Origin of the sequence: Pseudomonas phytophila, from assembly GCF_025643095.1 — a bacterium.
In the GTDB taxonomy this organism is placed as follows: Bacteria; Pseudomonadota; Gammaproteobacteria; order Pseudomonadales; family Pseudomonadaceae; genus Aquipseudomonas; species Aquipseudomonas quasicaspiana.
Genome location: NZ_CP081201.1, coordinates 707,884 through 721,333, shown reverse-complemented (window position 1 = coordinate 721,333; position 13,450 = coordinate 707,884). Strand labels below are relative to the sequence as shown.

Here is a 13,450-nt window from a genome sequence, read left to right as displayed (position 1 = left end):
CCGTAACGTAGTATGAAAGGCGCCAGTGTACAGAAATCACTGTTGTTTCAGACTCTCCCAGTCAAAAACCTTCGGAAAGCTCAATGCCTCATCGGCCAGCATCGGTCGCGCTACCAGATAACCCTGAATCAACTGACAACCGTTGTCGGCCAGCCACTGATATTGCTCAAGGGTCTCGACGCCTTCTGCGATCACCAGCACGTTCAGATTACGACACAGATCAATGATGCTGCGCGCCACCGCGGTATCACGCGGCGTAGTGAGCATACCGGCGATGAAATGCCGGTCGATCTTCAGGGTATCGATGTCCAGATTGCGCAAATGGGTCAGCGAGCACTCGCCCACACCGAAATCATCCAGCGCGATACTCACGCCAATGTCATGCAAGTGACGGATCTGATTACGGCTGTGCGCAAGGTTATGCACCAGCGACGCCTCGGTGAGCTCCACTTCCAGCTGCCCCGGCTTGAGGTCATAGCGCTGCATGGCGCGGCGCAGCTCGGCAGCAAGGTTAGGCATGCAGAACTGGGTAGGGCTGACACTGATACTCAGCACCAGATCATCGTCGAAGACATCAATGCAGCGGCCACGATGTTCGGCACCCTGCTCGAAGATCCAGCCGCCGAGCTTGTTGATCAGGCGGGTCTCTTCAAGCAGAGGAATGAACACGCCTGGCGGTACATCACCAGCGCTTGGGTGCTGCCAGCGCAACAATGCCTCGAATCCTCGCAATCGCCCATCGGCAATAGAAACCTGAGGCTGATAAACCATAGAGAAATCGTGACCATCGATGGCGGTGCGGACGCTGTCTTCAAGCATCAGCCTGGAGCGGGCGCGTCCGTTCATTTCCTGATCGTAGAAGCGATACTGCTGACGACCTGCGCGCTTGGCTTCGTACATCGCGATATCTGCGGCACGTAGCAGCCCGTCAAGATTGGAGCCGCAGTCCGGGAAGGTCGCGATACCAATACTGGCACCCAGCGTGACGTCCAGACCATCGATCTGCCTGCGAACGGAAACCCGCTCGATGAGTTTCTCCGCCACTTTGGCGGCTTGCTCGGGGAAGTCCAGGCCGTCGATGACCACAGTGAATTCGTCGCCGCCCATGCGGGCCAGAACATCGTAGGGCCGCATGCAGTCCTTGAGTTGCTGTGATACCCAAAGCAGCACCTGATCCCCGGCGTCGTGGCCAAGGGAATCGTTGACCCGCTTGAAACCGTCCAGATCCAGATACAACAGCACCAGGAACCGGCCTGGCTGGTCATTTCGCAACAACAAGCCTTCGACCGCCTGATAAAAGCCGCGTCTGTTGAGCAATCCGGTCAAGGCATCAGTAACGGCTTGCTGCTCCAGTTGCTGATAAAGATCGCGCACCACCGACATGTCCAGAATGCTGAACACCATGGATTTCTGCTCGGCCGGCAATGGCGCGCAGGACAATGCCACCGGCAGTTTCCGGCCTTCACTGGTCCGCAAAACCGCATCGTGCAGGCGATAGATTTCGGCATTGCGGTAATGGCGATAGAACCCGGATTGCGCCCAATCGACGACCTCCGGTTCAATCAGGTAATCAATCACGCTGGTCCCGCCCAGTGTCTCGGCACTGGCACCCAACAGGCGACAGATTGCAGGGTTGGCGAAGTTGATCAGCCCGGCCTCGTTGACGACCAGAATACCTTCGTCGATGTTATCCAGTACCGAGGCGTTAAAGGCTCTGGCAGCTTCCAGCTCTCGGGAAATTCGCTGCAGGGCGCGCTGATTCTGCTGTTGCTCCAGCAACACCTGAACCTTGGGCCTGAGAACGTTGGGATCAAACGGTTTGAAGAGGTAGTCAATCGCGCCACTGGCGTAGCCGCGATGCACAGCATCCTGAGATTGCTCGTTGGCAGTCAGGAAAATAATCGGGGTCAGCCGCGTTCGCTGGCTGCCGCGCATCAAGCGGGCAACTTCGAAACCATCCATCCCGGGCATCTGAACATCGAGCAGGACCAGATCGACTTCGCGCTCCAGAAGCACTGTCAACGCCTCGATCCCCGAGCTCGCCGTGACGATGCACCAGTCCTGCCTTTGCAGCACCGCACGCATTGTCACCAGGTTCTCTGGATAGTCATCCACCACCAACAAAACAGAACAGCCATCACCCGGCTTGGTTTGCGCGCATTCCATGCAACTTCTCTTATGTGGCACGACATCCAGGGACAGTCGTTTTAGATTTCCAATCGCGTAACTCTAGTCGGCTCTGACGGAAACTGAAGATAGCTTTGTGACCGCCTTCACTAAAGTTCACATTTAACCGACTAACGGTCGTCTCCTACAGGCCACATGGCGCAGGCCCTACAGCCAATGTGACAGCACTTTGACGTCATCCGTTCGGCAATTAATTATTAACAGTTTGTTATTGAGAACGTATAACAACAACCCGGAAAGGCTTGACCTAGACAGCCCTTACTGGCAAAGCGACATATTGGAAAACAACTTATGGTAGATATGGCTTCGTGGAATCTGAGTATTCCTGTGGGTTCGCCCCCCAAAACAATCGAAACGTCCCAGTTGAAAAAAGGCTATGACGGTAAGTATTTTCGTTCAGAGTCGGGCTACATCTTCTTCTGGTCACCCGTCACCGGATCAAAAACCGAAAACGCCAAGTACCCGCGAAGTGAACTGCGCGAAACCTGGTCCGACGGCACCCTGCACAACTGGATGTATCCGCAAGCCGATAACAAGCTCGACGCCACACTTGAAGTCAATCAGGTGCCCTCCTCGGGCAAAATCGTGATTGGCCAGATACACGCCTACGAAAGCACCGAGCCGATGCTCAAGGTTGAGTATCAGTACAAGGAAGACACCAAGTCGGGAAATATAGTTGCGAAGTTCCGAAAGCGCTATGACGACAAGGAAAGCCGCGTCTATCAGATTGCCGAAGGCGTGCCGCTGAACGAGCGCTTCAATTACAAGATCCACCTCAGCCCCGGAGGAGATCTAAGCGTCAGCACGAGAGGGAAGAACTGGACCAGTCCGGTCAGCGCCACCTGGCGTGACAAGCCGCTGTACTTCAAGGCAGGGGTTTACGTGCAGGACAACAAGGGCTACAGCAGCGAAGGCGGCAAGGCCACCTTCTATAAGCTGGATATTGATCACAACAAGACGTAGGGCTGAATTTCTGTTGCCCCAGCTCTCTGCAGGAGCTCACGAGCAACGCGAGGCAGCGATAGCGTTCTGCCTGATACACCGCCATCGCGGCCCCGCGTTGCTCGTGCGCTTCTACAGAATCATTTCAATTCAATGGCTCGCTGCTTTGAACTCTTTCTCGGCCAGCTCAAAACGCGCCTGCATACCCGCCGAAGGGCCTTTGCCCAACAGGCTGAACACCACGATAGCGATGCTGGCGAACAGGAAGCCGGGGATGATTTCGTACAGACCCCATATGCCCAGCTGCTTCCAGACAATCACAGTGATTGCGCCGACCAGTACACCCGCCAGCGCGCCGTTACGGGTCATACCTTTCCACAGGACCGAGATCAACACCACCGGACCAAACGCAGCGCCGAATCCTGCCCAGGCATAACTCACCAGGCCCAACACGCGATTATTCGGATCAGCAGCCAGCACGATGGAAATGATCGCAATCAGCAGGACCATGCCGCGACCGACCCAGACCAGCTCTTTCTGCGAAGCGTGTTTACGCAGGAAAGCTTTATAGAAGTCTTCAGTCAGCGCACTCGAACACACCAGCAACTGACAGCTCAAGGTACTCATCACCGCAGCCAGAATCGCCGAGAGCAGCACGCCGGTCACCCACGGGTTGAACAGCAGTTTGGCCAATTCGATGAACACTCGCTCCGGATTTTCAGTGACAGGCCCGGCGACTTCCGGATGCGCAGAGAAGTAGGCGATCCCGAAAAAGCCCGCAGCAACCGTACCGCCCAGACACAGAATCATCCAGGTCATGGAAATGCGACGCGCACTGGCAATCGACTTCACCGAGTCTGCCGCCATAAAGCGCGCCAGAATGTGCGGCTGGCCGAAATAACCCAGGCCCCAGCCCATCAGGGAGATGATACCGATGATGCTGGTGTTGCGGAACATGTCGAAATTGGCAGGATCCTTGGCTTCGATGGCCAGGAAGGTTGCATCCACACCGCCGGTAGCCAGCAGCACGATGATCGGCGTAAGGATCAATGCGAAGATCATCAGCGTTGCCTGAACCGTGTCCGTCCAGCTTACCGCCAGGAAACCACCCACAAACGTGTAGGCGATGGTTGCAGCAGCACCGGCCCACAGTGCAGTTTCGTAAGACATACCGAAGGTGCTTTCAAACAGGCGTGCACCGGCAACAATGCCCGAAGCGCAATAAATGGTGAAGAACACCAGAATCACCACGGCGGATATCACCCGCAGCAAGCCGCTTTTGTCTTCAAATCGACTGGTGAAATAGTCCGGCAGGGTCAAAGCATCGCCGTTGTGCTCGGTCTGCACACGCAAACGACCCGCGACAAATAACCAGTTCAGATACGCACCGACGATGAGCCCAATGGCAATCCAGCTTTCCGACAGGCCAGACATATAAATAGCACCCGGCAGGCCCATCAATAGCCAGCCGCTCATGTCCGATGCACCTGCCGACAACGCCGTAACAACGCTGCCCAGGCTACGACCGCCAAGAATGTAATCAGAGAGATTATTGGTTGAGCGATAAGCCATCAGGCCGATCAGCACCATTGCTGCGATATAGATCACGAAGGTGATCAGGGTGGGATTGCTGACACTCATTGGTATTTCGCCTTGGCATTGTTTTTATTTAGCGAGGTCGACTTTGACCGGGAGATTAATAGCCAAGACGCAGAAAAAAGCGGCAGATTTTCTGGCCTCACTCCCAGCCGAAGCCAGTCCCGCGAGAACAATTCTTGGTCGCAGATGCGACATCGCGACGCATCCTATTCAACAACTCATCAGCGGTGCAACCCATTTACCATCAAAAAGTTGCACCTCAACGTTACCTCCCTTCGTTTTTTCGAAATCTGCCCTGTTCCAGAGCATGCGCTGCCTTTCATCCGTACATCAGCACTGCGGTTGTGCACCAGAGAATGTCAAAGCAGGACAGGCTGGCAGATCCCGGAAATATTCATCAAAAAAAGGGTTGCACCCGGTTGCACCCCACCCCACTCATGGCTAATCTTGTCCGACAACCAAGGCCACGTTGCAGTGGCACGATGAGGACAGCACATGGCGACCACCACCCTGGGTGTCAAACTTGACGACCCGACCCGCGAGCGATTGAAAGCAGCCGCTCAGTCCATTGACCGGACTCCGCACTGGCTCATCAAACAGGCGATTTTCAATTACCTGGAAAAGCTCGAAGGTGGCGCAACCCTCTCCGAACTCAATGGCTCAGCGAGCAAAGATGGCGATGACCATGGCGAATTGCCGGTGGACACCACTCACCAGTGCTTCCTTGAGTTCGCTGAAAGCATCCTGCCGCAATCGGTGCTCCGCGCAGCAATCACCGCCGCTTACCGCCGTCCTGAACCGGAAGTGGTGCCGATGCTCATTGAACAGGCACGCCTGCCTGTAGCCATGGCAGAAGCGACCAACAAGCTCGCCGCGACCATAGCCGAGAAACTGCGCAATCAGAAAAGCGCTGGCGGTCGTGCGGGAATCGTTCAGGGCCTGCTGCAGGAATTTTCGCTGTCGTCTCAGGAAGGCGTGGCACTGATGTGCCTGGCCGAAGCGCTGCTGCGCATCCCGGACAAAGGCACGCGCGACGCATTGATCCGCGACAAGATCAGCACCGGCAACTGGCATCCGCACCTCGGCAACAGCCCTTCGCTGTTCGTCAACGCTGCGACCTGGGGTTTGCTGCTGACCGGCAAGCTGGTGTCGACCCACAACGAAGCCGGGCTGACCTCTTCCCTGAGCCGTATCATCGGCAAGAGCGGCGAGCCCATGATCCGCAAGGGTGTGGACATGGCTATGCGCTTGATGGGCGAGCAGTTCGTCACCGGTGAAACCATCGGCGAAGCGCTGGCCAACGCGAGCCGCTTTGAAGCCAAAGGCTTCCGTTACTCCTACGACATGCTCGGCGAAGCCGCACTGACCGAGCACGACGCACAGAAATACCTGGCCTCTTACGAGCAGGCGATCCACTCCATCGGCAAGGCGTCCCATGGCCGTGGTATCTACGAAGGTCCGGGCATCTCGATCAAGCTGTCGGCGCTGCATCCACGTTACAGCCGCGCCCAGTACGAACGCGTAATGGAAGAGCTGTACCCGCGCCTGCTGTCCTTGACCCTGCTGGCCAAGCAATACGATATCGGCCTGAACATCGACGCCGAAGAAGCCGACCGCCTTGAACTGTCCCTGGATCTGCTTGAGCGCCTGTGCTTCGAGCCGCAACTGACCGGCTGGAACGGCATCGGCTTTGTGATCCAGGCGTACCAGAAGCGCTGCCCGTATGTGATCGACTACGTGATCGATCTGGCCCGCCGCAGCCGTCACCGCCTGATGATTCGCCTGGTGAAAGGCGCTTACTGGGACAGCGAAATCAAGCGCGCCCAGGTCGAAGGTCTGGAAGGTTATCCGGTCTATACCCGCAAGGTGTACACCGACGTTTCCTACATCGCTTGTGCCCGCAAACTGCTGTCGGTGCCGGAAGTCATCTACCCGCAATTCGCGACGCACAACGCTCACACCCTATCGGCCATTTACCACATCGCCGGTCAGAACTATTACCCCGGCCAGTACGAATTCCAGTGCCTGCACGGCATGGGCGAACCGCTTTACGAGCAAGTCGTGGGCAAGGTCGCCGACGGCAAGCTGAACCGACCGTGTCGCGTATATGCGCCGGTAGGCACCCACGAAACACTGCTGGCCTATCTGGTGCGTCGCCTGCTGGAAAACGGGGCGAACACTTCGTTCGTTAACCGGATTGCCGATCAGTCGATTTCCATTCAGGAACTGGTGGCTGATCCAGTGGCCAGCATCGAGCGCATGGCGACTCAGGAAGGCGGCTTCGGCCTGCCACACCCGCGCATTCCTCTGCCGCGTGATCTGTATGGTGCCGAGCGCGCCAACTCCAGCGGTATTGACCTGGCCAACGAACATCGTCTGGGCTCGCTGTCTTCTGCCCTTCTGGCCACCGCTCACAACGACTGGAAGGCTGCCCCGATGCTCGGCAGCCCTGCCAGTGAAGGCACAGCCACCCCGTTGCTTAATCCGTCTGATCTGCGTGACGTCGTGGGGCATGTGCAGGAAGCCAGTCTGGAAGATGTCGACAGCGCCCTACTCTGCGCCCTGAGCTCCGGCCCGATCTGGCAAGCCACTCCGCCGGCCGAACGCGCGGCTATCCTGGAGCGTGCCGCCGACCTGATGGAAGCAGAAATCCAGCCATTGATGGGCCTGCTGGCTCGCGAGGCGGGCAAAACCTTCGCCAACGCTATCGCTGAAGTGCGCGAAGCGGTGGACTTCCTGCGCTATTACGCGGTGCAGGCGCGCAATGATTTCAGTAACGACGCGCACCGCCCGCTGGGCCCGGTGGTCTGTATCAGCCCGTGGAACTTCCCGCTGGCGATCTTCAGCGGTCAAGTCGCCGCTGCCCTCGCTGCCGGTAACCCGGTGCTGGCCAAACCGGCGGAACAAACGCCACTGATTGCCGCACAAGCTGTTCGTATTCTGCTCGAAGCGGGCATTCCTGAAGGCGTGCTGCAATTGTTGCCGGGACGCGGTGAAACGGTGGGTGCCCGTCTGGTCGGCGACGATCGGGTCAAAGGCGTGATGTTCACCGGCTCCACCGAAGTTGCTCGTCTGTTGCAACGCAACATTGCCGGTCGCCTTGATGCGCAAGGTCGCCCGATCCCGTTGATCGCGGAAACCGGTGGCCAGAACGCCATGATCGTCGATTCCTCCGCGCTCACCGAGCAAGTGGTTATCGACGTAGTATCGTCCGCGTTCGACAGCGCCGGTCAGCGTTGCTCGGCCCTGCGCGTGCTGTGCCTGCAGGAAGACTCTGCAGACCGCGTCATCGAAATGCTCAAAGGTGCCATGGCTGAATGCCGCCTCGGCAACCCGGAACGTTTGTCTGTGGACATCGGCCCGGTAATCGATGCTGAAGCCAAGGCAGGCATCGACAAACACATTCAAGGCATGCGCGACAAAGGCCGTACGGTCTATCAGGTTGCAATCGCCGATGGCGAAGAAATCAAGCGCGGCACCTACGTGATGCCGACACTGATCGAGCTGGAAAGCTTTGACGAACTGCAACGTGAAATCTTCGGTCCGGTGCTGCACGTGGTTCGCTACAAGCGCAAGGAACTGGACACCCTGATCGGCCAGATCAACGCCTCTGGTTATGGCCTGACGCTCGGCGTACATACTCGTATCGACGAGACGATTGCCAAGGTCATCGACAACGTCAACGCGGGCAACGTTTACGTTAACCGCAACATCGTCGGTGCCGTGGTAGGCGTGCAACCGTTCGGTGGCGAAGGCCTGTCGGGCACAGGCCCGAAAGCCGGTGGTCCGCTGTATCTGTATCGCCTGCTCTCCACCCGTCCGGTCGACGCCATCGAGCAATCGTTCGTGCGTGGCGATGCGCTGGCGACGCCGGATACCCGGATGCGCGAAGCTTTGAGCAAGCCGTTGCAGGCACTGAAAACCTGGGCAACCGGCAATCAGCAGCCTGAGCTGGATCAGCTTTGCAGCCAGTTTGCAGTGCAATCGCAAAGCGGTATCACCCGCCTGCTGGCTGGCCCTACAGGCGAGCGCAACAGCTACAGCATCCTGCCGCGCGAACACGTGCTGTGTCTTGCTGAAGCGGACAGCGACCTGCTGATCCAGTTAGCTGCGGTTCTGGCGGTCGGCAGCAGTGCGATCTGGCCTGACAACGCGCTCAGCAAGCCACTGCGTGCGCGACTCCCAAAAGAAGTACAGGCGCGTATCAAACTGGTAGCCGACTGGACGAAAGACGAGGTGCTGATCGATGCCGTTCTGCATCATGGCGACTCGGACCAGCTGCGCGTGATCTGCGAGCAAGTGGCCCAACGCCCGGGCGCAATCGTCGGTGTCAACGGCTTGTCCCATGGCGAAACCAACGTTGCACTGGAGCGCCTGGTGATTGAACGCGCACTGAGCGTCAACACCGCAGCTGCGGGGGGTAATGCGAGCTTGATGACCATCGGTTGATGGGCTGACGGGTAAATAAAAGAGAGAGCTTCGGCTCTCTTTTTTATTGTCAAAACTTTAAAATCTTGACACCTAATCTGCCTGCTGATTCGCTATAAAAACAGATTTAAACCATCCAGAATAATTGCACTATATACCTCACCCACTCGCCAGCAACGCAACAACAAAAAACCATTGCACTCTCTAACACTCTGTGATTAAACGCCGCTACCGACTGATTAATTAATCTTTCGAAAACTATATAATTAACGCAACTAGAGTTTAGAAAATGCCTACCTTACAAAATCAACTAATTGAGTTTGATCCTGCCTTTGGTATCAATGGCAAACTTGACGTCCGCCCGCCTGGCAACTTCCGCAATGACTTGTCGAACCTGGCCATGGATGCATCCGGCCTGCGTTTAATGATTTATGGGGCCTACGAACGCGAAACACCGAACCTGTCCGTTCCGGGCGTTGCCGCTCTTTACCTGAACGGTGACTTCGATACCCGTTTCGGGGACAGGCACGACGGCCTGACCATCGCGCCACCGAGTATCCTGGCACAGAGCGCCAGCGGTTTCGCCAGGCTGAACAATGGATCATTCTTCATCACCGGATCAGCGTCCCAACAACTTCCGCTCCTCAGGTATGACCATGAAGGGCGACTCATGTACGTCATGGACCTTGCCGAGGGTCCGCAATATTCCACTCCACGATTACTGGGGATGGGTGAAGCCGTCTTGCTGGCCAGCTCCGACCGTAACGGGGGGATTATTTATTGCCGCAACTACGAAACAGAAGAACCTTATTTCGGCACTGACGGCAAGGCAACTTTCCTGACCGGTAATAGTTATGTATCTACCTTGCACATGGCGCGCGGTAGTGATGACTCATTTTATCTGGCCGGGGAAGTAGGCAATGATGGCTACATTCTGCGTATGACCCGTACAGGCGAACTGGATCAAGGATTTGCCGACGGCGGTGTGTACAAAGTCCGGATGGTGGACGCCCGTTACAACGCGTGTCGCAGAGTAATCGTCCTCTCTGATGGCAAAGTTCTTGCGCTGATCAACGGCTCCGGCTCCGATCTCGGCGCAGGCAGCCACATGATTCGCCTGACCGCCACCGGGCGAATCGACACTACATTCAATCGCGGCGAACCCTTGCGCATCCCAGGCGATGTTGGCGAAGACCTGGCACTGCAGGCAGATGGCAGAATCCTGGTGGCTAATCGCGGCGTGATGACAGGCAACCAGCTGACCCGCTATCTGCCTGATGGCCTGCTGGACATCGAATTCGGCAACGAAGGGACTGGCTCAATCACGTTCACCAATGAACAGATCGGCTTCGTGAAAGCCGTGATGGTTCAGCCTGACGGCAAGATTGTGATTGGCGGAACATCGGGCTCGATTACTACGCTGCTGAGGTTGCTGGCGTAAGACCTGACCGCTACGGGCGCACCCATGCCGCATGGCTAGCCGGTCCCACTGAATGACGCAGAACCTGTGGGAGCCGGGCTTGCCCGCGATAAGGCTGGAAGCGGTTTAGTTTAGATAGCGGTGCCCTTATCGCGGGCAAGCCCGGCTCCCACAAGGATAGTATTTCAATCAGATGTATTGGGTCTCACAGCAACCCGGTTACTTTCGCTAACGAAACGCCCTGAAAATTGGGCGTTTCCGACAGGCTTGTCTCTTTCTTCTGCGTGAAACTTCCTAGAGACTCCTGACCCCGTTGCGTGGGTGTTCTTGTCTCTCTAGGCTGCGTCGGTCACTGCTCATCAGTGATCGGGTTTAGCAGCCCCAGGATGAATCACCACGCAAAAATACCGTCTATGGCGGCTTTGCGTGGGGCACCTTTGGGTGCGCCGGTTTTTGGTGATTTTCCCCGGTCTGCTAACCCGCGACAAAGCCGCCACCTTCAATCGTTTAGCAGCGTTTGTCTGGTGGCCTTAATAAGGAAAGTGACCATGACAACAGTAACGCCAGCTCCACCGCATCTCACGCTCGAACAATCCCTGCTCCACATCTCCGAACTCCTGCGTTGCGCAGCAGCGACCGCCTACGAATCCGGCGACAGCCTCAACGGCCCGAAACGTGACCTGGCCTTTTCCGTCGTTCACCTGATCGGCATGGCACGGACCGAACTGGATCGCTCCTTAGCGGGAGTTGAAGCTCGATAAATTCCAGCCAGACAAGCCGTCTCGGCAACAAGTTGCCTCCTACCTGACACGGCGCTGTCTCGCAGCAAACACTGGGCTTGTAGGAGCTGCCGAAGGCTGCGATCGCGGTGTATCAGGAGAAATGCTTCGCAGCCTTCGGCAGCTCCTACAGAAAAGCATTCCAGATCAGGTGATTACATTTTTTTGATGAGCAGCACCTGCCAAGCAGCCTCACGCCTGCTTTCCCCCACCATCACCCAAATCAATCATCCTGTGCAGCTCAAAAACACGCGCCTAGACTCAACCCACTTCAACAACAAGGTACAGGGTCATGTCCGAGTCGCTGCTCAGTTCCCGCAATCTGGCGTTCGAGCTTTACGAAGTGCTGGACGCCGAAGCGCTGACCCGGCGTGAGCGGTTTGCCGAGCACAATCGGGAGACGTTTGATGCCGCGATTGGCACAGCGCGCACCATCGCTGAAAAGTACTTCGCGCCACACAACCGCAAGGCCGATGAGAACGAGCCACGCTATGAAAATGGCGAAGCGGTTCTGATTCCCGAGGTCAAACCTGCCGTTGATGCGTTTCTTGAGGCGGGTTTTCTGAATGCAGCACGCAGCTTTGAAGACGGCGGCATGCAACTGCCGACGCTTTTATCCCAAGCCTGTTTTGCACATTTTCAAGCCGCAAATGCAGGCTCTACGGCCTATCCGTTCCTGACCATGGGCGCGGCAAACCTGATCGAAAGCTTCGGCAGCGAGGAGCAGAAAAAGCGCTTCCTACAACCGATGATCGAAGGCCGTTTCTTCGGCACCATGGCGTTAACCGAACCCCATGCAGGCTCATCCCTTTCAGACATTCGCACCCGCGCTGAACCCCACGAGGACGGCAGCTATCGTCTGCGCGGCAACAAGATTTTTATCTCCGGTGGCGATCACCAGTTGTCGGAAAACATCGTGCACATGGTGCTCGCCAAGCTGCCGGATGCACCTGCCGGGGTGAAAGGTATTTCGCTGTTTATCGTGCCCAAGTTTCTGGTCAATGAAGACGGCAGCCTCGGGCCGCGTAACGATGTGATTCTGGCCGGTTTATTCCACAAGATGGGTTGGCGCGGCACCACCTCAACAGCCCTTAACTTCGGTGATAACGGGCAATGCGTCGGCTACCTGGTGGGCAAGCCGCACCAGGGCCTGAACTGCATGTTTCAGATGATGAACGAGGCGCGTATTGGCGTGGGCATGGGTGCGGTCATGCTCGGCTACGCGGGTTATCTGTATTCGCTCGATTACGCTCGCGAACGGCCACAAGGCCGTCTGCCTGACAGCAAAAGCCCGGAAAGCGCTCCGGTGCCGATCATCCAGCACGCCGACGTCAAGCGCATGCTGCTGACCCAAAAAGCTTACGTGGAAGGTGCGTTCGATCTGGGCCTGTACGCGGCGCGACTGTTCGATGACACCACCACCGGAGAAACAGAAGAGGCGCGTCAGAGTGCCCAACAGTTGCTGGACTTGCTCACGCCCATCGTCAAAGCCTGGCCATCGGAGTTTTGCCTGAAGGCCAATGAACTGGCGATCCAGATTCTGGGAGGCCATGGCTACACCCGGGAATACCCGGTGGAGCAGCATTACCGCGACAACCGCTTGAACCCGATTCACGAGGGTACCAACGGTATCCAGTCACTGGACCTCTTGGGCCGCAAGCTGGCGCAAAACGGCGGTGCGGGCCTCAAGCAATTATTGCGGCTGATTGCCGACACCTCACAACGCGCTCAAGCACATGAAGCATTGACCGAACTGCGCCAGCCACTGGAGCAATTGGTGGCGCGCCTGCAAGCCGTGACACTTGGCCTGCTGGGCGATCTGGCGCAGGGAAAAGTGAACGCGACCCTGGCCAATTCGGCGCTGTATCTAAAAGCTTTCGGTCACACCGTGATCGGCTGGCGGTGGCTGGAACAGGCCATTCGCGCACAACAAGGCCTTGCCAATGGCAGCGAGGCCGATAAGGACTTCTATCAGGGCAAACTGCAGGCCGCCCGATACTTCCTGACGTGGGAGGTGCCGGGCTGTCATCACGAACTGACAATTCTTGAAGCGCGTGATGACCTATGCCTGGCGATGCAAAGTGAATGGTTCTGA

The 13,450-nt window shown here is 57.0% G+C and carries 7 protein-coding genes; 5 read left to right on the top strand and 2 right to left on the bottom strand.

Annotated elements, in window-relative coordinates:
- Window positions 1-36 precede the first annotated feature (36 nt).
- Window positions 37-2,166, bottom strand: coding sequence for a putative bifunctional diguanylate cyclase/phosphodiesterase (locus tag K3169_RS03165; RefSeq protein WP_263269916.1), 2,130 nt, complete (start codon window positions 2,164-2,166; stop codon window positions 37-39).
- A 312-nt stretch (window positions 2,167-2,478) separates the two neighbouring features.
- Between K3169_RS03165 and K3169_RS03160 the strand changes: the two genes are divergently transcribed.
- Window positions 2,479-3,150, top strand: a complete 672-nt coding sequence (locus tag K3169_RS03160; RefSeq protein WP_099268051.1) for a polysaccharide lyase family 7 protein — start codon at window positions 2,479-2,481, stop codon at window positions 3,148-3,150.
- Between the two features lie 129 nt (window positions 3,151-3,279).
- On the opposite strand, the gene putP is transcribed toward K3169_RS03160, so the two are convergent.
- Window positions 3,280-4,770 carry a sodium/proline symporter PutP gene (putP, locus tag K3169_RS03155; protein WP_027901443.1) on the bottom strand — a complete coding sequence of 497 codons (1,491 nt, stop codon included), beginning with the start codon at window positions 4,768-4,770 and terminating at the stop codon, window positions 3,280-3,282.
- Window positions 4,771-5,223: 453 nt separating this feature from the next.
- Here putP and putA point away from each other — a divergent pair, with 453 nt between their 5' ends.
- The 4 genes from putA to K3169_RS03135 all read left to right on the top strand — a co-directional run bounded on the left by putA (window position 5,224) and on the right by K3169_RS03135 (window position 13,450).
- Window positions 5,224-9,177: a trifunctional transcriptional regulator/proline dehydrogenase/L-glutamate gamma-semialdehyde dehydrogenase gene (gene putA / locus K3169_RS03150; protein ID WP_263269914.1), complete on the top strand. Its 3,954-nt coding sequence runs from the start codon at window positions 5,224-5,226 to the stop codon at window positions 9,175-9,177.
- Between the two features lie 268 nt (window positions 9,178-9,445).
- A complete protein-coding gene (locus K3169_RS03145) occupies window positions 9,446-10,597 on the top strand; it encodes a hypothetical protein (protein WP_263269912.1) in 1,152 nt (383 codons plus the stop codon).
- 527 nt (window positions 10,598-11,124) lie between these two features.
- Window positions 11,125-11,337, top strand: coding sequence for a DUF6124 family protein (locus tag K3169_RS03140; protein WP_122394873.1), 213 nt, complete (start codon window positions 11,125-11,127; stop codon window positions 11,335-11,337).
- Between the two features lie 310 nt (window positions 11,338-11,647).
- Window positions 11,648-13,450 (top strand): acyl-CoA dehydrogenase, encoded by a 1,803-nt coding sequence (locus K3169_RS03135; protein ID WP_122394872.1) that lies wholly within the window; start codon window positions 11,648-11,650, stop codon window positions 13,448-13,450.